The organism is Peribacillus sp. BM1 (assembly GCF_056679975.1).
In genome coordinates, this window is the sequence record NZ_CM155259.1 from 2907533 (window position 1) to 2926657 (window position 19125).

A 19125-nucleotide genomic window follows, 5' to 3' on the forward strand; every position below is an offset into this window, starting at 1 on the left:
TATAAAATGGAGGAATACATGTTATGACAAATGCTTTGAAAACAGATTTATACACTGCACTTAAAGAAAGACGTTCAATTTACGGAATCAATAAAGATGTACAAGTATCTGATGAAAGAATTAAAGAAATTGTTGAATTTGCTGTGAAATATACGCCTTCAGCTTTCAATTCTCAAACTGCACGTCTAGTTGTATTATCAGGCGAAGCACATAATAAATTATGGGATATTACAACTGAAACATTAAGAAAAGTGGTCGGTGATGGAGACTTTTCAGGAACTCAACAAAAAATGGATTCCTTTAAAGCAGGATATGGAACTATATTATTCTTTGAAGATGAAGCGGTAGTGAAATCACTTCAAGAACAATTTGCTCCTTATGCTGATAACTTCCCAATTTGGTCAAACCAAGCATCAGGTATGCACCAATTAGTTGTATGGACAGCATTAGAAGCAGAGGGACTAGGTGCATCTTTACAACACTATAATCCGCTAATTGATGATGAAGTGAAAAAGGAATGGAATATACCTGAGAATTGGAAATTAATTGCACAAATGCCATTTGGTAATCCAACAGCTACACCAGGTGAAAAAGAATTCCAACCGCTTGAAGATCGTGTGAAATTCTACAAGTAATCTATAGCTTTATAAAGAGAGATCTACTAAACCAGTTTCTATATCGGAACTGGTTTTTTTACAATAGGCTTTAATAATAGGAAAAAGGTATAAATTTGTCCGTAACAGCTAAATACATAGATTGTAGAAAGCGTCTTTTAGAGTTTTGAGAGTGAAAGAAATGAAGGAGGAGCTAATATGAAAAATTTTATTTATGAGGCTCAAGCTACTAGGGTCATCTTAGGGTCGGGGGAAATAAGAAAAGTGGAATCCGAACTGAAAAAGATCGGTGTCAAACGAGCACTTGTTATCTCTACACCAGGACAAGAAGAGCTTGCTATTAAAATTTCGAGCTTACTCGGAGACTTATGTACGGGTATTCATGCAAATGCAGTTCAGCATGTGCCAATGGAAACTGTTGAACAATCAGTGAAATTGGTAAGTGAGCTGAATATAGACAGTCTTGTTCCAGTTGGAGGGGGATCCTCCATCGGTTTAGCCAAAGCCATAGCTTTAAACACGTCTCTTCCAATTGTAGCTATTCCTACTACATACGCAGGATCAGAAATGACGCCAATTTGGGGAATTACGGAAAATGGAATAAAGAAAACAGGGAAAGATGTAGTCGTTAAGCCAAAGTCAGTCATTTATGATCCTGAACTTTCTGTTAATTTGCCCGTCCGAGTTTCGGTAACAAGCGGATTGAATGCAATGGCTCATTGTGTGGAAGGACTGTATGCAGAAAACACCAATCCGATTATTTCACATCTTGCTGAAGAGGGAATACGTGCACTTCATTCAAGTCTACCGTCCATTTTAGTTGACCAGTATGATATAGAGGCCCGCTCCAAGGCGCTTTACGGGTGTTGGTTAGCCGGTATGGTCTTAGGGTCTGTAGGTATGGCACTGCACCATAAGCTATGTCATGTATTGGGGGGGAGCTATAACCTCCCGCATGCAGACACCCACTCTGTCATTTTACCCTATGCACTCTGGTACAATGCTGCTTATGCACCGGACGCGGTTCAAGCAATAGCAAGGTCACTTGGAACGGAAAAGGATGTCGTATCTGAAGCTCTTTTTGATCTGAATACTTCCTTAGGTGCTCCGACATCATTAGCTGAAATTGGAATGAAGGAGACAGATTTAGATCAGGCAGCAGAACTAGCTACAAAGAATGCTTATTATAATCCTCGTCCTATTGATCAACAGTCGATTCGACAATTACTTGAGTATGCTTTTAAAGGTGAACGACCTGAAAAAGGAATCGAGATTTAGTCAAAAACAATGGCTATTAAGTTTAGGGAGGTTTTAAAATGCCATACGTAACTGTTTTAGGTTATGGAACATTTGAAGTGAAAACAGGGGGAAAATTAGTATTGGCACTAGAAGATAACGGTGTAAATATCCTCCATCTTTGTGGAGGAAAAGCAAGATGTACTACCTGTAGAGTAGAAGTATTAGCAGGTGAGTTTTGTGAGTTAACAAATATAGAAAAAAATGCATTCTTGGAAAAAGGAATAGAAGATCATTTGCGATTATCCTGTCAAATTCGTGTGAATGGTGACGTGACAATACGTCCGATTATGACTAAAGAAAGTTCTAGTATAGATGTCGGTCCGAGACCAGTTGATTAAAAATATTTTTGATTGAAGAGACAAAAATATCCTGGAAGAAAACAGAAGATTGTTTGCAGGTTAGAATTATTATCCAGCAGAGTCCTTGATAAAAAGGTTTCATTTCAATTTATCTAATATAATTTATTTTATTTGTTGAAAGAACGGGGTCAAGTGGGAGGGAAATTGATTTATTAAAGGTAAAATCCGATTGGAAAATTTAATCATTGGTGGTGTGAATCTCATTGAAAACTATCAAAAAGATGTATGACCATTTAAATTGGGCTAATCAATGTATTCTTGAAACATTGCAAAGTATTAAAGATGAAAATCAAGAGGTGAATCGTTTATTTTCCCATATACTATTTGGCGAAAGAATATGGATAAATAGATTACAAGGATTGGACAGTTCACGACTGCCCATCTGGTTAGATGTCGATATTGAAGTCTGTGCAGAACTTGTTATGAAAAATGAAGAGAGCTTCACAACGTTTCTTACTAATTTAGTAAATGCTGACCTAGATAAATTAATTTTCTACACAAATAATAAAGGAACAGAGTTTAAGAATTCCGTACGGGATATTTTAACTCATGTAGCATTGCATGGTCAATATCATCATGGACAGATTAACTCACGACTTCGAGCAGATGATATTGAACCAGTTAATATTGATTTTATTACTTTTTTGAGATAGATGTATTTGAGTTAGCCATTTTCAATACCTAGTTTATGAAATACATCTATGTTTCACTACCATGTAAGAACGTAATTCTCTTGCATTTTCTATGGTGAAGCGTGGCTTCATGGAGGACTAAAGGGGTAGTTGAATATGAAATGTAAAAAAACAAGAAATAGTTAAAAACCATTCCTTGTTTTAATCTCTCTTTAATCTTCAATTGGAAACCATCCAGGTGTGTTCACAATCACCTGCCAAAGAGGATCTGGCACGATAAGACGAGATTGAGCATCTTTCTTTAGTTTTGTCTCAATTTCAGACTCTCTTCCTTGCTTAACTTTCTCAACCCAATCAGGGTCGATGATGAGTCCTCGACCAATTGCAATCATTGAAACACCACTTTGGATAGCTTTTAAAGCATCTTCTGCTGTGTAGATTGATCCTACACCAATTACAGGAACTCTTTCTCCAACTCTCTCCTGAATAATTTCAAGGCGAGAACGGGAATCTTCAACACCCCGTCGTGGAGATGACCAGAACTCCCCTAAGGAGACATGAAGGTAATCAAGCTCTTTACTAGCCAAAACATCCACTAATGCAAGAGTATCTGCCATTGTAATTCCTGGTGTTTCAGGTTCCTCTGGTGAGAATCTATATCCAACGAGGAATGGTTCTTTCGCATGTTCAGCAACTACCTTTTTCACTTCATCTACAACAGCAATTGGAAATGTTAATCTGTTTTCAAAACTGCCACCGTATTGATCTTCACGTCGGTTGGAATGTGGTGAAAAGAACTGCTGAATTAAATATCCATTAGCTCCATGTATTTCAACCCCGTCAAATCCAGCTTCGATTGCTCTTCGGGTAGACTCACCAAAATCGCGAATTATTGATTGGGTTTCTGACTCAGTTAAAGCACGAGGAACTTGATCTGATACTACGCCTTGTTCTGCAGGAACAGCACTAGCGCTTACAATTTCTCCATCTGGAACTAAATCTGGCGGACACATCCGGCCACCATGAAAAATTTGCAGGACTGCTTTTGCTCCTTGTTCTTTAATAGTAGAAGCTAGTCTGCGTAAACTTGGAATCAAGTCATCACGATCGCTTCCAAATTCACCTTGAAATCCTTTTCCGTTAAGTGTGACATACGCACAAGCTGTTACAACCATTCCGACTCCATTTGAACGGCGACTATAATACGCTATTTCCTCATCTGAGACCGTACCGTCTTGATTTGAAGAAAAATTGGTCATCGGTGCCATAATGATACGATTATCTAATTGAATTCCACTTCGCAAGGTAATTGGTTGGAATAGTGTTTCATATTTTGAATTCATAATTCTTGACCTCCGTATATTAGTAACGTCTTTATTATACTTTTACAATATAAAAGATACATTAAATATGCTTAAGTATTATTAAGTAAATTATTCATGAGAAAAGAGAGAACAAAAAAATGCAGTACAGCGAATGCTTATGTACGGATCGGATTTGCTTTGTTTGTTTCAATTAGTTTGGGTGGTGAGAACCAGTTTGAATCGGGAATGTCTGGTGAAGGAGCTGGAGGAACTGCCCAAGTGTCACCTGAAGTTTTGCGATACGAGCTGTTAATCCGGAAGTATGCGGAGGAAAATGGTATCGGAGAATACGTCGGGCTTATTATGGCTCTGATTCAACAAGAATCAGGTAGAAGGCACTTAGATGTTATGCAGTCTTCCGAATCAATCGGGCTTCCACCTGGGGCTATTACTGACCCTGAATACTCTATTCAAATTGGCGTGAAATATTTTGCGGAAGTGATGAAACAGGCTAAAGGTGATATGAATCTAGCCTTGCAAAGCTATAACTTTGGAAATGGGTTTATTGGGTACGCTTTAGAACGTGGAGGCTATTCCAAAGAAATAGCTACCCAGTTTAGTAGTATGATGGCCGCTAAGAAGGGATGGAGCCGTTACGGCGATACAAATTATGGTGCGACACGTTCCTAACTGAAAAGGTTAGGCACTAATTATCTTTTCGAATTAGTAGAACTAATTTTTCTAGGAGTCAAACGATAGGGTAACGCCTTGAAGGGCTTCCACTGATACTCCGACATGCGATTTACAGACGAATAATAAATCGTATGAAGCTCGGTAAAGTCGGCTGAGAGTCACCGTAGTCGAAAGACACGAAAGCTGTCCAGAGGTGGATGGTGTAGCCTATAGGCCGGGTGTCCATAAAATGCTCATGGTGAGAATGTTCAATTGAACTGACGAACTTCCGAATGTACAGGTCTAAATTGTGACATGGTATAAATGCCATGGCCTACCTAAATGTAGGGTTTGTGAGGGGGAGTAAGATTCATAGTTATGAAACTCCTTATACTGTTACAGGCAGTATCCAGCAAACAGGCTTAAAGGAAGCGCCTAAAAGCATATGTACGGATAAGAAAAATTGGAACGTGGAAAGCTGACAACGCTGAGAGTTCGTCCCTCGAAGAGGCGGTGAATAGGAAGAGTAACTATAACTATTCTTAATGTCAGTGAGAGTGATGGCACTGAATGTAGTATAGATGTATGGACACAACTTGGTTAAGTTATTAATATTGAACTAACGAGAGGACGTGTCCGAACTATGAGTCACAAACGCTATAATCAAGAATTTAAACAAACAGTAGTTGAGCTTTATCGCTCAGGTACACCAGTCAGTCAACTATCTAGCGAATATGGTATTTCTGAAGTGACAATTTATAAATGGATTAAGCAACACTCGCCAATTGAAGGTACACAAGAATTAACTGTGACAGAAGTAGATGCCATCCAAAAGGAAAATCTCCGATTAAAACAGGAGCTTGAAATCCTAAAAAAGGCTATGACCATATTCGCGAGAAAATAGATAGCGAAGAATTGATCGACTATATTACAAGTGAAAGCGAACATCATCCAGTACAGCTGATGTGTCGTGTTTTAAAGATGCCTAAAAGTACGTATTATCAATCTTGTCATAAGCAACCGAATAGCTATCATGTCGCCAATGAACAGCTACTTGAACGAATTCGTGTCATTCACCATGAAAGTAAGGGGCGATATGGTGCACCCAAGATCTTTGAGACACTCAAGCAAGAAGACTACACGGGCACGATTAATCGAATTCAACGCATCATGAAAAGAGCAGGCATTCAATCAAACACTACAAAAAAATACCGTCCTACACCGACACAGAAACCAGTAGAAGAACGAGAAAACGTACTGGAACAAGATTTTACAACAACGAATATTAATGAAAAATGGGTGGCCGATATTACGTACATTCATACAATTCGTCATGGTTGGTGCTATCTAGCATCTGTACTAGATTTACATACGAAAAAAGTGGTAGGTCATAAATTCTCTCGTAAAATGACAACAGAAATTGTACTGGAAGCTTTAGAGAATGCCGTACAAGATCAAAGCCCTGGGCCAGGACTCATTGTACACACGGATTTAGGTACCCAATATACAAGTGAAGCGTTCCAAGAACGCCTAAAGAAATACAAAATGATACCGTCATTTAGTCGAAAGGGATGCCCTTACGACAATGCTTGTATTGAATCATTTCACGCAACACTAAAAAAAGAAGAAGTATATCAAACGCATTATGATAGCTTTGAGACTGCGAGAATCGCCCTCTTTACATACATAGAAGGTTGGTATAATCGCAAACGAATTCATGGCAGCATCGGTTATGTAACACCAGATTCATTCGAAAAAATATGTCGAGCAACTGCATAAATAAGGGGATTCAAAAGTATTCCCTTTTCACATTTTTCATGTGCAAAATCTATGATTGGTTGTTGTACAGATCAAAAAACTTAACTTTTTTGTGTCCAAAATCTTGACGTAGATCCAAACATTCTAATGAATGCTAGCTTCCTTATTTCCTTCATCTTTAGTTAAGGCAGCTTTTTTCATATTTTCAATATGTTGCAGATGATTTTCCCCCCAATGATGTAAAGCTTCCATAAGGGGCTCGATTGTTTTGCCGTATTCAGTAAGCGAATATTCTACTTTCGGTGGGACTTGTGGATACATAACACGTTTGATTAAATCTTGCTCCTCCAGCTCACGTAGATGAAGTGTCAACATTCTTTGCGTAATGTTAGGCATTCGTTTTCTTAACTCATTAAATCGAAGTGTTCCCTCTGCAAGTAAATGTTGCAGAATAATGGGCTTCCATTTACCAAGAAGTGTATTAAGAGCATTTACTACCTTACATTGTTGTGGATTAATATTGTCATGGGGTCCTACCGGCAAAACGCGGAAAACATACGCTAAGAGAAATTCTAGTTAAAAAAAGCCGATTTTCCTTACCTAAGGAATCGACTTTTTTGTATGGCTTGTTAAACTCTAGCTCCCTTTAGTTTAAGTGATTAATTGAACAAAACTTACTCAAGGTAATGTTTATTTTCCTTAACCCATTGGGGAAATGTTCTAGCTGGCTTACCTGTAACTTGCTCTATTGTTGGTAAAACTGTGTAGACTTGTTTAGGAGGGTTCTTTCCCATTCCGATGATAAAGTAATTAATGAAACCTTCTTCATAACCTTTACTTTTCCAATCTTTCATAACTTGTTCTTCTGTTATTTCAATTAGTTCAATAGGTTTATCAATAACTTCAGAAATTTGTTTAATCAAACTTCTAGGAGATAATGTCTCCGGTCCTGTCAAATCGTATATTTGTTCATGATGCCCCTTTCTGTAAGTGCCTTTACTGCAACAGTAGCAATATCAGCTTCATGAATTCTGGCGCTTAAACTTTCAGGGAATGCGGTACGAATAATTCCTTCTTTTTGAATAGATTCTGCCCAATCAAAAAGCACATTTTTCATAAATTCTACTGGTCTTAAAATAGTCCACTCTAATCCACTATTTTTAATGACTTCTTCAATAGCATTTCCTTCAAAGTCCATAACTGCCACAATTCTTTTAACGCCAGCTTCTTTAGCCATTTGAACAATTCGTTTATTTGCCAAGTATTTAGCGTCTGATTGTTCACTTTGAGTAATTAAAAATAAACTATTTACATTTTTAAAATGAGATTGTAAAGTCTCAGGCTTATCAAGGTCTCCTGATACAACCTGGACTTCAGCAGGTAGTTTTGATTTTTTTTTTGAGCGTGATAATGCCCTTACCTTAATTCCTTTTTCATTTAGTTGATTAACAATATGTCCACCTACTGTACCTGTTGCTCCTGTGACTAAAATTGTCATGTTTATTCCCCCCATATATCATTTTAATTTTTATCCTCTGATGCAATATTCATCTCCGTCTTACTTGGTTATAATAAAGGGTAGTGTAACACTATAGTCAAGAGGGGAATCATTTATGGACAAAAATTCACAAACTCATTTAACTTCAGGTCAATTTGCAAACCTGAAGAGTGTTAGTAAAGACACCTTGTTTCACTATGATCGAATTGGTATTTTTTCTCCCGAAATTAAAGCCGAAAATGGGTACAGATATTACTCCATTAATCAATTAGATGTCTTTAATGTGATCACAATTCTTAAAGAATTAGACATGCCATTAAGAGAAATAAAGGAATATTTAAGCAAAAGATCTCCTGAGGGACTGATCATATTACTCGAAAAAGAAGAAGCCATTCTTGATGATAAAATTAAACAACTTCAAAAGATGAAAAACATTATTTCAGAAAAAGCACGAATAACAAAAGTGGCAACTAGTTTAGATCCGTCAGAAATTTTGTTTGAAGAAAATGATGAGGAATTATTAGTAATAACAGAAGCAGAGCCTTTTACAGGGGATAAAAGCATTTACCACTCTATGATAAGGCACGAAAAATATTTAAATATCTATAAAATCGATACCCCTCACTCAATAGGCTGGATGAGAGATACCAATAAAGTTTTAGCAAATGAAAAATTTAATTATGATTATCTTTTTACAAGAGTTAGTAAAGAATCAAATTATTATAATTTTAAACGAAGCAAAGGAACATACTTAACTGCGTATCATAAAAACGGGTATTCAAGCATAAGTGATGCCTATAATAAACTGATAAATTTTGCTAAAGACCAAGGTATAGAGCTACAGGGATTTTTTTATGAAGATATTTTATTAGATGACCTATCAGTTAAAGGCTATGAAGAATATTTGATTAAGATCTCAGTTAGAATTTTAAAATGAAATTTTTAATTGGTATATTCACTGAAATATTTCTTCAACGCCCCCTTAGTGATTTAACTAATAATTTTTCTTGAAATAAACACCAAAAACGGTCGTTTTCGGTTATAAACGTCTTATCATGTTCAGCTCATAATATCTTTTTGAATTGCTGTACTCTACCTTAATCCAATAAAAAGATAAATAGCCGTTCCCCATATAAAGAGAGCTGAGCATTTATTGAAAATAATCATAAAGTTTCCTGTGCCGTCTAGCTTTTTCATAACTGTACCTACTAGTGTCAGTCCGAAGAACCAAATCCAAGATACTGTGATACAGGTTACAGTGAAGAGTATTTGCTCTGTCCCGACATACTTTAATGCACTTGTGCCAATAACCCCCACTATATCTAAAATTGCATGTGGATTTAGTAAGGATACAGATAAGGTAAAGAGGATTTGTTTATTCATCGGTAACGCTTTACTCGATGTGGAAGTTGTAGGTTCAGATCGCCAAATAGAGTAACCCATATAAAGTAAAAACAAAATGCCTATAATTATCAGGCTAAGTCGCATCCATTCGAATTGCAAGACGATGATTGATAACCCAAAGACAGCTAAAAGTATCAAAAATGTATCACATACTGCAGCTGTAATTGTTGCAGGAAGTGCACTAAGTAGCCGTGGTTGTGTAGCACCTTGTGAAAATACAAATACATTTTGTACCCCTAAAGGTAAAATGAGTCCAAATGCGAGTATAATCCCATGAATAATTGCTTCCATATTATCATCTCCCTTTCACTCATACTGTAACTATGTTACAACTAAAAGAAAACAACCAATTGGATGGTTTTTTATCCAACCAATTTAGAGAGGAAGGTTTTTTATGCATTGGAAGCCAGATAGGCAGTCCCATCTTACAGTTCATGTGCAAATCGTAGAATGGATGAAGACTCGTATTGAACGGGGGGATTGGACAGTTGGCACTAAGCTTCCGACACAGCGTCATCTAGCAGCACAATTTGAAGTGAATCGAAGCACAATTAATCTTGTCCTAGATGAATTAAAAGCAGATGGTTTGCTTGAATCGAAAATAGGTTCAGGTACATTTGTAGCAAATAATTCATGGAATGTCCTTTTAAATAAATCACAGCCCAATTGGCAGCAACACATTGAAGCTAGTATTCACAAACCAAACTACCATACGATTCAACTGATTAATGAATGTGAGCAAAATGATAACATCATACGTCTTGGTACAGGTGAGCTATCCCCTGAACTACTTCCAACAAAACAAATTGAACACTCATTGAAATCACTTTCATTGGAATCCAGAGCAATCGGATACTCAGAACCACAAGGTAGTAAAAAGCTACGAAGTATTTTGTGTGAGTATTTAAAGAAAAGGGGCATTGAAACCGGACCGGAAAATATTTTAATTGTTTCAGGTGCACTTCAAGCGCTTCAATTGATTGCCGTAGGATTACTTGAAGAAGGGGCGATTATCTTTCAAGAGCACCCGTCGTATTTAAATTCAATCCATCCATTTCAATCTGCTGGGATGCGTATGATACCTGTTCAGCGTGATGACAATTTAACCAACACATTACGAGTTGCCAAAAGAAAAAGACAATCACTTTTTTACTGCGTGCCAACGCTACATAATCCTACAGGTTGCAATTGGACGATAGAGGAAAGGCAAGCCTTATACAGTACGTGTAAGCAACTACAAATCCCGATTATTGAAGATGATGTGTATCATGAACTGTTATTCGAATCATCTTCTCCTGCACTAAAGTCATTCGATCAATCGGGGCAAGTATTGTATGTAGGGAGTGTTTCGAAAACGCTAAGTCCTGGATTACGTATAGGATGGATAGTAGCTCCTGAGCCGGTTATCCAACGGTTAGCAGATATTAAAATGCAAACAGATTACGGTTCAAGTGCTTTTTCTCAAGAAATTGTTGCACACTGGATCGAAACTGGATTATATGAATCGCACATTCTCCAACTCCGCGAACAATTGAAATTAAGGGCTACATTTGTAGAAGAAATTTTAGAACAGCAATTTCAGCACATCGCAACGTGGGAAAAGTCTAAGGGAGGTTTCTATATATGGCTTCGATTCAATGAACCTATTGTGAATAAGGCATTTTTTCTGAATTTACTCAAGAAGAATGTACTTATCAATCCCGGTTACATTTATGATACAAGCGATTTACATCACATCCGACTTTCCTATGCCTATGCATCATTGGAGGAATTAAAAGAAGGATTGAATATTTTAGTGGAACTAACCCGTCGCTAATTCACACCGGATAATTACAAAATATTGAATTTATGCAAGTGCGACTTTTTTATTTCAATAATTGTCTTAGCGTATAATATCCGCGTTTTGTCGGCAGGACCCCCTATTGGACAAAATATGTTAGGGGACAGTGCTGCTTAAACAATAGCACTTCCCTATAAAAAACGAGGGAGTGAAATAGATGGCTGATATCAACAAACGCAAACGTGATGATAACAATACTGGCAAGGCAGTAGGTGGTTTTACTGGGGATACTATGGCTTCTGCTCTTGATCCATTTGGTTCAGTTGCAAGTGCAGGTGCTGTTTCTGGAGGAGCGCTGGACAACAAGGCGGGGAAAGGTACCGTTGATGACGACAATCATGGCGCCAAAACAAGAGATTATAATTAAGTAAAGTCATCCTTTAACCGAAGGGTTATGGCATACAGTGGACTTCCTAAATGGGAGTCCTTTTAGAGGAACTTCTTATGTTGCGTGGTATCAGCAATTGAAAAGCACCCAAACAAAAAAGTTCCTATGTGTGTACAAAACCCATACAAACATAGGAACTCACTAATTTTCGTACGCCCTCGGCAGGAATCAAACCTGCATCTTAAGAACCGGAATCTCACGTGCTTTCCATTGTAGTCCATCATGAGTCAATTCCCGAGGAAAACTATTACATCAAGTGATTTAGCGACTTTTAGCTAAAATCACTGCGTGTTATTTATGCGAACATCGACCATTCAATCCGCCCTCACTCTTTGGGTTGAAGAAATACCAGGATTTTACCATCCTGAGCGTCATTAGAATAGCGTTCAGCTTCATCATCTGGGACTCCAATTTCCATAAGAGCATGCTTTAATCCGCCAGCACCAGAGCTGGCCCCTACGACTGCTCCTCCAATTGTTGTAATAATAGGACCTGCAGCCAACACAGCGCCAAATCCGGGAATCAATACAGTGGATAATCCTGCTATCACGCCTGCTATGCCAATTGCAGCTCCAGTTGCAGCTCCAGCAAGGGCTCCATCCATAGTGGAGGGTTTTACTTTCTGTGTGTTTTCAGATAGTTCTTTTGCTTTTTTAGCAATAACTGAAATTTCCTCAGTTGTATAGCCTTTCTCTTTTAAATCTTCAACAACTTCAGCCGCTCTTTGTTCATTATCGTATACGCCAATAACTTGATTCTTCATTAAAAATTACCTCCTGTTTGCTTCAACTATGTATTCTTTACCCGTTTTTTAGTATTTCTAGACACATTTCACCTTCAAGCTTCATTCCTTTTAGAATTCCACTCCTGTTTTGTAGTTCCCGGAAAGTTGCTTTTTTAGCTCCTTCTTTGCATACATAATGATCTTCAGCAATCGGGCGCTATCCTTGAACAAGGATAAACGCTCATTTTTCATTTAAGGGCCATTTAACGGAATAACACTCTAAAACGAAATCGGATATTTATGTTAAAATATAGAAGGACTTTTGTAGGCTTTTCCTTCATTAACGATTTCCCATTCAAGGACAAGATAGTTAATGAAGGGATCGAAAGGTAAGGTTATTGATGAGTTAGAAGTGGTAATCAATGATTCTTTTAAGTTTATGGGCTGATCGGTTTTTTTACCGTTCAGTCTTTTTGATTTCATTAGAGGGAGCCTAATTGATGATTGAAGAGAATTATAAAATCATTTTATCAATGCAACCAATTGGTTATCTCACATATCTAATATATTGAAAAACAAAACAACTAGTTAGGAGGTACCTAAATGGGATCACTTAAAGCCTTAGTCAAAAAGGCAAAAAAGGGAGATGGAGAAGCGTTTGTTTCACTTGTTAAGCAATACGAAGATGTATTGTACCGAACAGCAAGCAGATTGTTAAACAATGATGAAGATGTAGCTGATGCTATGCAGGATGCTATTATCTCGGCTTATGAAAAATTACATACTCTGAAAATCGATGAGTACTTTAATACTTGGATTTGCAAAATCCTAATAAATAAATGTAACAGTTTGCTAAATAAGAAGAAAAATATTTCGGTGATGAATGAGCATTTACTCCCCCAAAAAGGAAATGATGAATTTCAGAAAATCGAATTAGAAGATGCGCTTAATAGTTTAAATGAAGTCTATAGGTTGGCACTAATTTTATACTATATTGTCGGATTGAATGTTAAAGAAATTAGTGAATTTTTAAAGGAGCCTGAAGGGACTATTAAATCTAGACTTTCTAGGGCCAAGTCGATCTTGCGAAATAACTATTATAAAAATGAGGGAGTGATGATCTATGAAAAATAATTTCGAAAAAGAGTTTAATCAGATGCTGAATGAAAAGAAGGAAATACCTGTTAAAGTAAGGCAATCGTTAGATCAATCCTATGATATTATTCGAGCTAAATCAAAGAAGAAAAAAGCCAGTTTCATTTGGAAAAGAGTAGCTGCTGCTGCTTGCGCTATTATTGTAACCGGTGTAGTTCTTACAAATGAAAACGTAATGGCTAGTATCAATGAATTATTTAAATTTGGGGATAAGGGTATAGAACAAGCCGTAAATAATGGGTTTATACAGGAAAATAATAGTTCAGTTACCGATCAGGGTATTAAAATTACGCTGGATAAACATTTTTCGGACGCAAATAAATTGGGGTTAAGTTTTCATCTAGTATTTGAAGATCCTTCAATTTTAAATAACGTAGGAGAAGTTTCGATGGATTATCGATTAAAAAATGGTGATGGTGAATACATTGATGAATTTATTCCCGATACAAAACCCTTGAAGGGTGACAATAGATATATATCTGGTACTAAGAATCAAAATCCAATATTGGATATAAAAACGGGGACAATTCAGTATGATGTGTTATCCGATTCTAATGAAGGCCTTATCCCTCCTTTAAAAGATGCTGTAATAGAAGTGGAAAGTGTCAATGTTTTCTACAATACGGGAGAATTCAAAAAAATTGATGGAAATTGGGGGCTGTCAGTCGCCAACCAAAATAAAGAAAAATCAAATCTAATTATTCAATATGCAATGCAGGATCAATCATCTGTCATTCAAGTTTCTAAAGCTAGCGCAAATCCAACATCATTAAATCTAACATTTTCATTGGAGGGGACATATGAAAATGAAAATACTTTTGTAGACATGAAAATCGTAGATGAAGATGGTAATGAATATGGAGTAACTGGTTTTAGAAAGAGTACAAAAAATAACGAAACGATTATTTCAACAAATTTCCCAATAACCTCTTATAACAATTCTGAAAAACTAAAACTAATTGTAAAGGGAATTGGTGAAGTGGAACTATATAAAAAATAGTTGCTTTTTAACTTTTCCTTGTGCAACTATAGGGCGCTATTGTTTAAGATCAAAGGTAGAAAATGATCAAACTTTTTTATAAAACTGAAACTTAAATCTGCTGGATAAGAATACATCTTGATCTATCTTTTTTTAAATTGGATTCTTTTTACTTATTATAAAATATTGGTTTGTAAGGTATTTTTGATTAAACTTTATTTCAAAGTAACAGCAGGCGTGTCGTGGATTTCTTATTACAAAATAATACAGTAAAACTAAAAGGTGGATGGAGGGGGAAATAATGAAAAAAATAACAGCAGCTGTTTCGGTTATTTTTGCTGTGACTACATTTTGTTATTGCTTAGTGGTCTATAAAGCACAAAAAAACTGAATTTTATATCATTTCATTTCTTCTATCAATCTTACTTAAACTGTAAGCGTCAAATAGTCCCCACCTTCATAGAGGTCAGGACTTGATTTATTATTTAGGTAACTTGTTAAAGACGATACAAGTAACAGGTAAGGTTGTTGACCATGGCAGTAGTCAATCTATGGCATCTATATCTGTCAAATCCATATTGGGAAGCTGCTCAAATAGATGGCGAAGATAATAATATGGATTTAATCCATTTGCCTTGGCTGGATTCACGATGCGACGGATAGCTTCTCAACAGCAAGCAATAGCGGGGCTGATTAAAATTAACGTAGTGATGATGGTCGTGCAGATTGCCGCCACTACCATAAAAAGAAAACAACAATCGGGAGAAATTAATCGCAATAATAAAATATCATAAGCCAACCTTATGGGGCACAAATTTAGTGTTTTACGAAAAAACAGGTTTTTTCTACTACAAGAAATTAAAACAGCATGTGTTTATAGGCTTAATGACAGGGTTACTGCTATAGACCGCAAAGTATAGTTTCCCATCCCCTAAACAATAGATTACACTCAAAATAGTTACTATATTAAGTTAGGGGAAGAGTGGCTATGAAATGAAATTGGAATGAAGATGAGCTACTAGAGCATTTTGTGGTAGTACCAATTGAAAGAAAACTGATTGGTAATAAAACAGGGGCAAGTCGTTTAGGATTTGCAGTGTTATTAAAGTATTTTCAACAAAAAGTGAGATTTCCTTCTAAGAAACAAGATATTCCCAAAGTGGTGGTTGAATTATTCTTGTCCAATACGGTGATTTCGAGGAATCCATTCGCTCCTATGAGCAAAGGATGTATGAGTATTCGTCGCCTTTGGCGGAAATGTCGGACGACAGTCTAAAGCGCTTCTTTGACGATAACGGCGCCACGCAAGTCCGCAATTGGTTCGAGCAAATGGAGGAAGAACACCAAGACGAAGGTTGAAGAGCTCTATATAAGAAGGGTTAAAAGTAGTAGGTTCTGCCCGAAATAACAAAGATTTTTAATTAGATTTGTTAATAGATGATTGAGCTAACGGGACATGATAGTTTAATAGAAGAGTAGCAGTCTAAGACGTTATTTTCTCGTCCGTGGCTGCCCTATCACGGAATGAGATTTTTACAGCATTTCATTATCTGATTTCAAACCATATTTAGACCGTATTAATTTATTAAATGGGACAGCTTCTAAAGGTTCATTCCCAAAAGGGGTAAACCAATATATTTCAAACCAAATTAATCTTAATAAACAACATTATTTATACAGCTCTAGCTGCCAATAGGCAGCTGTTTTTTATGTCAGAAACAGAAGTTTTATTGTAATAAAGGGACAGTCCCAGTTCTTTCTATGGAGTGTCCTTTAATCTTTGAGGATTATTTTTTTAAACCAGCAGCAAAATAGGGCCCATTAACCGTAATGGTCGTTAGGATACGAGCCATTTCTTGAGGAGATTCTTTCCTGCCACTTTCCAACCATTGTTGAATTACCCCTATTATTGCATTTCCCATATAAGAAGCTAAATATTGTCCTGGAACAAGGAAATTTTCTTCTTTTATAAATGCGTTTGGATTATTTCCATAGAGTGTTTCCCACATAAATTCTTTCAGTCTTGTTTGAAATGATAAATCCCCTTTGGGACCTAACACTGCTTTCATAAATCCACTATTTATATTTAAATACTCAAATAATGAAACTGTTAAGGAAAATGGTGTCAAAATCTGAGAGTCAGTCTCAAGTGCGACAATAACACTTGGGAAGTTTTGTTTTGTAATTTTGGACATATCATGCATAATTTCCTCTTCACATTTAGTCATTAAATCAAATTTGTCTTGGTAATGTGCATAAAATGTACCTCTATTAATTTTCGCCCTAGTTGTTATGTCCTTAACTGTAAGTGCTTCAAAACCTTTTTCATTTATTAATTCTACTAATGCGTGACGAATTGATTCTTTTGTCCGAATAACACGTAAATCAGCATTACTATTACGCAAGCAAATTCCTCCTTAATTTTACCCAACACAATTATTAAAGGTGTTCCATAACCAACACATTTGCCATTTTTAATTATTGAACAGAACCTAATCTAATTTTATAATTTGAAATGTGATACACAACAGGTTGTTCATTACTTATTATAACTTAACATCTAGGAGGGGGTACAGACAACATAAAGAAAATATGCGTTATGAAAATTCGATTTCAAATAAGCTCAGTTTTTCACCCAAAGTTGGGGATACTTTTTATAAAATTAAAGAAGCTTATGGATTCCAGCGGTCAATTTCTAAATGAGAGGAAGTAATGTAAAATGAATAAATTCTTGGGTCGCCCTGATCTTAAACCGACACATCCCAATGACACTAAACCAGGTTTGAACAAAATAGTCATGACTACTGCGCACTATGGAAATCAAGAGATGATAATGGAGAAGGACGTTCCCATCAAAATGCGGGATGGGATCACAATCTACGTCAATGTATTCCGTCCGGATAAGCCAGGGAAGTTCCCGGTAGTAATGAGCATGGATCCATATAATAAAGATGGCTTACCCCCCTATGATACTTTTCGTCAAGTCTGGCCGACGGTAGGCACTATCGTTACATCTCTTTTTGCGCCATTTGAGTCACCTGATCCCGGTTTTTGGGTGCCAAACGATTATATATTGATTAAAATCGCAACGCGGGGTAGTTCAAATTCGGAAGGTGACCTCTATCCTTGGACGAAAACGGAAACTCAAGATTATTATGAAGTCATCGAATGGGCCGGCGTTCAGGAGTGGAGCGATGGCAATGTGGGACTAAACGGTGTGTCATATCTGGCCATGACCCAATGGCGGGTGGCCGCTATAAATCCGCCTCATCTGAAGGCGGTCATCCCGTGGGAAGGGACTTCTGATCTGTACCGGGAATGGTACTTTCACGGCGGAATACCGGAAACGGTTTTCTCAGCTGATTTCGAGAAGTTGCAACATACCAGGTGGCCAAATAACAACATAGAAGAAATGGTAGCGGCGCAAAAAGAACATCCGTTACTCGATGAGCACTGGGAGGAAAGACAGGTTACATTGTCCGATATCAAGGTACCAATGTTTGTTTGCGCCAGCTGGTCCACCCAAGGGTTGCATAACCGTGGTACCTTTGAAGGCTTTAAACAGGCTTCATCCAAAGACAAGTGGCTGCTGGTTCATGGCCGCAAGGAATGGGAAACCTACTATTTGCGTGAATCGCTGGAACAGCAGAAGGAGTTCTTCGATTATTTCCTGAAAGGCATTGAGAATGATTGGATGGATACGCCTCGGGTACGCTACGAGGTCAGAGAAAAATTCTATAAGGGACACATTCGCACCGCGAATGAGTGGCCGATAGCCCAAACAAAATATTCCAAACAATTTCTAAATGGTAAAGAAATGTCCCTGCAGCAGGCTCCCGTTCAGAACGAAACCAGACTTACCTATAATGCCGAACCTGGTCAGACAGAAAACAGTGATTTAAGGTTTAAGTTTACTGCTGACGAGGACATGGAGCTCACCGGAAATATGAAACTCAAGCTCTGGGTCTCCACCGATGACACGGATGATATGGATCTTTTTGTCGGCATTAAGAAGTTAGACAGACACGGTAATGAAGTATTCTTGCCCAACTTTAACCATCTTGAAGATGGTCAGGTGGCTAGCGGATGGCTGAGGGTTTCCCATAGAGAGCTGGATCCTGTGAAATCTACTCCTTATCAGCCTGTCCTTAAGCACAAGAGATTATTGAAGCTTAGTAAAGGCGAGATTGTGCCGGTAGAAATTGAAATATTGCCTTCAAGCATATTCCTCAAGAGTGGGGAAATTCTGGTGCTGGTCATAAAAGGCAGCGACATAATTATCGATGACAACCCGACAGGCTCAAGGGGTTATGGGCACACCGATACAGTGAACAAAGGAACTCATTCGGTTTACGCCGGCGGAAAGTATGATTCATTCCTTTTGGTACCGGTGATTCCTAAGAAAGATTAGTGTTATTTTCAATAGACGGTTTTCTTAGGTCCAAAATGTTTCCTGGGGGAAACATTTTGGACCTAAACTAATTATAGGATCGTTTAGA

21 protein-coding genes and 1 pseudogene are annotated in these 19125 nt (G+C 37.3%); 14 read left to right on the forward strand and 8 right to left on the reverse strand.

The genetic code is table 11. The annotated features are described in order from the left end of the window. Positions 1-35 precede the first annotated feature (35 nt). From AC1MGI_RS14035 to AC1MGI_RS14050, 4 genes are all read left to right on the forward strand, one after another. Complete coding sequence (locus AC1MGI_RS14035) at positions 36-635, forward strand: nitroreductase family protein (RefSeq protein WP_480349793.1); 600 nt, start codon at positions 36-38, stop codon at positions 633-635. A 177-nt stretch (positions 636-812) separates the two neighbouring features. After that, a complete protein-coding gene (locus AC1MGI_RS14040) occupies positions 813-1892 on the forward strand; it encodes a maleylacetate reductase (RefSeq protein ID WP_480345784.1) in 1080 nt (359 codons plus the stop codon). A gap of 38 nt (positions 1893-1930) precedes the next feature. Then, positions 1931-2251: a 2Fe-2S iron-sulfur cluster-binding protein gene (locus tag AC1MGI_RS14045; protein ID WP_480345785.1), complete on the forward strand. Its 321-nt coding sequence runs from the start codon at positions 1931-1933 to the stop codon at positions 2249-2251. A 224-nt stretch (positions 2252-2475) separates the two neighbouring features. Then, positions 2476-2925 carry a DinB family protein gene (locus AC1MGI_RS14050; RefSeq protein ID WP_480345786.1) on the forward strand — a complete coding sequence of 150 codons (450 nt, stop codon included), beginning with the start codon at positions 2476-2478 and terminating at the stop codon, positions 2923-2925. A 191-nt stretch (positions 2926-3116) separates the two neighbouring features. On the opposite strand, the gene AC1MGI_RS14055 is transcribed toward AC1MGI_RS14050, so the two are convergent. Continuing rightward, positions 3117-4247, reverse strand: coding sequence for an NADH-dependent flavin oxidoreductase (locus tag AC1MGI_RS14055; RefSeq protein ID WP_480345787.1), 1131 nt, complete (start codon positions 4245-4247; stop codon positions 3117-3119). Between the two features lie 96 nt (positions 4248-4343). Here AC1MGI_RS14055 and AC1MGI_RS14060 point away from each other — a divergent pair, with 96 nt between their 5' ends. Next, entirely contained in the window at positions 4344-4898 is a 555-nt protein-coding gene (locus AC1MGI_RS14060) for a lysozyme family protein (RefSeq protein ID WP_480345788.1), read from the forward strand. 625 nt (positions 4899-5523) lie between these two features. Continuing rightward, positions 5524-6659, forward strand: a protein-coding gene (locus tag AC1MGI_RS14065) for an IS3 family transposase (RefSeq protein WP_480345789.1) whose coding sequence is annotated in 2 segments (ribosomal slippage) — positions 5524-5758 and positions 5758-6659 — 1137 coding nt in all. Because the reading frame shifts where the segments join, the coding sequence is not laid out codon by codon here. Between the two features lie 123 nt (positions 6660-6782). On the opposite strand, the gene AC1MGI_RS14070 is transcribed toward AC1MGI_RS14065, so the two are convergent. The 3 genes from AC1MGI_RS14070 to AC1MGI_RS14080 all read right to left on the reverse strand — a co-directional run bounded on the left by AC1MGI_RS14070 (position 6783) and on the right by AC1MGI_RS14080 (position 8136). After that, positions 6783-7181 carry a winged helix-turn-helix transcriptional regulator gene (locus tag AC1MGI_RS14070; protein WP_480345790.1) on the reverse strand — a complete coding sequence of 133 codons (399 nt, stop codon included), beginning with the start codon at positions 7179-7181 and terminating at the stop codon, positions 6783-6785. 131 nt (positions 7182-7312) lie between these two features. Next, the gene (locus AC1MGI_RS14075) at positions 7313-7561 is read right to left on the reverse strand and encodes a hypothetical protein (RefSeq protein ID WP_480345791.1); all 249 of its coding nucleotides are present in this window, start codon (positions 7559-7561) and stop codon (positions 7313-7315) included. A 29-nt stretch (positions 7562-7590) separates the two neighbouring features. Further along, positions 7591-8136, reverse strand: coding sequence for an SDR family oxidoreductase (locus AC1MGI_RS14080; protein WP_480345792.1), 546 nt, complete (start codon positions 8134-8136; stop codon positions 7591-7593). A 115-nt stretch (positions 8137-8251) separates the two neighbouring features. Between AC1MGI_RS14080 and AC1MGI_RS14085 the strand changes: the two genes are divergently transcribed. Beyond that, a complete protein-coding gene (locus AC1MGI_RS14085; RefSeq protein WP_480345793.1) occupies positions 8252-9073 on the forward strand; it encodes a MerR family transcriptional regulator in 822 nt (273 codons plus the stop codon). Between the two features lie 155 nt (positions 9074-9228). Here AC1MGI_RS14085 and AC1MGI_RS14090 read toward each other — a convergent pair whose 3' ends face one another. After that, positions 9229-9831 carry a LysE/ArgO family amino acid transporter gene (locus tag AC1MGI_RS14090; protein ID WP_480345794.1) on the reverse strand — a complete coding sequence of 201 codons (603 nt, stop codon included), beginning with the start codon at positions 9829-9831 and terminating at the stop codon, positions 9229-9231. A 103-nt stretch (positions 9832-9934) separates the two neighbouring features. Between AC1MGI_RS14090 and AC1MGI_RS14095 the strand changes: the two genes are divergently transcribed. Both AC1MGI_RS14095 and AC1MGI_RS14100 read left to right on the forward strand, forming a co-directional pair. Further along, positions 9935-11356 carry an aminotransferase-like domain-containing protein gene (locus AC1MGI_RS14095; protein WP_480345795.1) on the forward strand — a complete coding sequence of 474 codons (1422 nt, stop codon included), beginning with the start codon at positions 9935-9937 and terminating at the stop codon, positions 11354-11356. A gap of 181 nt (positions 11357-11537) precedes the next feature. Then, complete coding sequence (locus tag AC1MGI_RS14100; RefSeq protein ID WP_480345796.1) at positions 11538-11747, forward strand: hypothetical protein; 210 nt, start codon at positions 11538-11540, stop codon at positions 11745-11747. A 346-nt stretch (positions 11748-12093) separates the two neighbouring features. Here the strand turns inward: AC1MGI_RS14100 and AC1MGI_RS14105 are convergent, their stop codons facing one another. After that, complete coding sequence (locus AC1MGI_RS14105) at positions 12094-12531, reverse strand: general stress protein (protein ID WP_480345797.1); 438 nt, start codon at positions 12529-12531, stop codon at positions 12094-12096. 564 nt (positions 12532-13095) lie between these two features. On the opposite strand from AC1MGI_RS14105, the gene AC1MGI_RS14110 reads away from it, so the two are divergent. Both AC1MGI_RS14110 and AC1MGI_RS14115 read left to right on the forward strand, forming a co-directional pair. Next, positions 13096-13626 carry an RNA polymerase sigma factor gene (locus AC1MGI_RS14110; RefSeq protein WP_480345798.1) on the forward strand — a complete coding sequence of 177 codons (531 nt, stop codon included), beginning with the start codon at positions 13096-13098 and terminating at the stop codon, positions 13624-13626. Continuing rightward, positions 13616-14647 carry a DUF4179 domain-containing protein gene (locus tag AC1MGI_RS14115; RefSeq protein ID WP_480345799.1) on the forward strand — a complete coding sequence of 344 codons (1032 nt, stop codon included), beginning with the start codon at positions 13616-13618 and terminating at the stop codon, positions 14645-14647. The genes AC1MGI_RS14110 and AC1MGI_RS14115 overlap by 11 nt, the downstream gene beginning before the upstream one ends. A gap of 523 nt (positions 14648-15170) precedes the next feature. On the opposite strand, the gene AC1MGI_RS14120 is transcribed toward AC1MGI_RS14115, so the two are convergent. Continuing rightward, positions 15171-15275, reverse strand: a complete 105-nt coding sequence (locus AC1MGI_RS14120) for a transposase domain-containing protein (protein WP_480345800.1) — start codon at positions 15273-15275, stop codon at positions 15171-15173. A gap of 1 nt (position 15276) precedes the next feature. On the opposite strand from AC1MGI_RS14120, the gene AC1MGI_RS14125 reads away from it, so the two are divergent. Together AC1MGI_RS14125 and AC1MGI_RS14130 are read left to right on the forward strand one after the other, a co-directional pair. Then, positions 15277-15420 (forward strand): hypothetical protein, encoded by a 144-nt coding sequence (locus AC1MGI_RS14125; RefSeq protein WP_480345801.1) that lies wholly within the window; start codon positions 15277-15279, stop codon positions 15418-15420. Between the two features lie 236 nt (positions 15421-15656). Next, a pseudogene (locus tag AC1MGI_RS14130) lies at positions 15657-15836 on the forward strand (DUF4158 domain-containing protein); the annotation flags it as partial. A 577-nt stretch (positions 15837-16413) separates the two neighbouring features. Here AC1MGI_RS14130 and AC1MGI_RS14135 read toward each other — a convergent pair. Continuing rightward, positions 16414-17031 carry a TetR/AcrR family transcriptional regulator gene (locus tag AC1MGI_RS14135; protein WP_480345802.1) on the reverse strand — a complete coding sequence of 206 codons (618 nt, stop codon included), beginning with the start codon at positions 17029-17031 and terminating at the stop codon, positions 16414-16416. Between the two features lie 314 nt (positions 17032-17345). Between AC1MGI_RS14135 and AC1MGI_RS14140 the strand changes: the two genes are divergently transcribed. Next, positions 17346-19037, forward strand: a complete 1692-nt coding sequence (locus AC1MGI_RS14140) for a CocE/NonD family hydrolase (protein ID WP_480345803.1) — start codon at positions 17346-17348, stop codon at positions 19035-19037. Positions 19038-19125: the final 88 nt, after the last annotated feature.

Bases quoted from the DNA above. Each gene is read 5' to 3' on its own strand.
- AC1MGI_RS14080 (WP_480345792.1), bottom strand. From the start codon at position 8,136: ATGACAATTTTAGTCACAGGAGCAACAGGTACAGTAGGTGGACATATT.
- AC1MGI_RS14100 (WP_480345796.1), top strand. From the start codon at position 11,538: ATGGCTGATATCAACAAACGCAAACGTGATGATAACAATACTGGCAAG.
- AC1MGI_RS14045 (WP_480345785.1), top strand. From the start codon at position 1,931: ATGCCATACGTAACTGTTTTAGGTTATGGAACATTTGAAGTGAAAACA.
- AC1MGI_RS14125 (WP_480345801.1), top strand. From the start codon at position 15,277: ATGCGACGGATAGCTTCTCAACAGCAAGCAATAGCGGGGCTGATTAAA.
- AC1MGI_RS14085 (WP_480345793.1), top strand. From the start codon at position 8,252: ATGGACAAAAATTCACAAACTCATTTAACTTCAGGTCAATTTGCAAAC.
- AC1MGI_RS14090 (WP_480345794.1), bottom strand. From the start codon at position 9,831: ATGGAAGCAATTATTCATGGGATTATACTCGCATTTGGACTCATTTTA.
- AC1MGI_RS14110 (WP_480345798.1), top strand. From the start codon at position 13,096: ATGGGATCACTTAAAGCCTTAGTCAAAAAGGCAAAAAAGGGAGATGGA.
- AC1MGI_RS14060 (WP_480345788.1), top strand. From the start codon at position 4,344: ATGAGAAAAGAGAGAACAAAAAAATGCAGTACAGCGAATGCTTATGTA.
- AC1MGI_RS14115 (WP_480345799.1), top strand. From the start codon at position 13,616: ATGAAAAATAATTTCGAAAAAGAGTTTAATCAGATGCTGAATGAAAAG.
- AC1MGI_RS14095 (WP_480345795.1), top strand. From the start codon at position 9,935: ATGCATTGGAAGCCAGATAGGCAGTCCCATCTTACAGTTCATGTGCAA.
- AC1MGI_RS14055 (WP_480345787.1), bottom strand. From the start codon at position 4,247: ATGAATTCAAAATATGAAACACTATTCCAACCAATTACCTTGCGAAGT.
- AC1MGI_RS14105 (WP_480345797.1), bottom strand. From the start codon at position 12,531: ATGAAGAATCAAGTTATTGGCGTATACGATAATGAACAAAGAGCGGCT.
- AC1MGI_RS14040 (WP_480345784.1), top strand. From the start codon at position 813: ATGAAAAATTTTATTTATGAGGCTCAAGCTACTAGGGTCATCTTAGGG.
- AC1MGI_RS14140 (WP_480345803.1), top strand. From the start codon at position 17,346: ATGAATAAATTCTTGGGTCGCCCTGATCTTAAACCGACACATCCCAAT.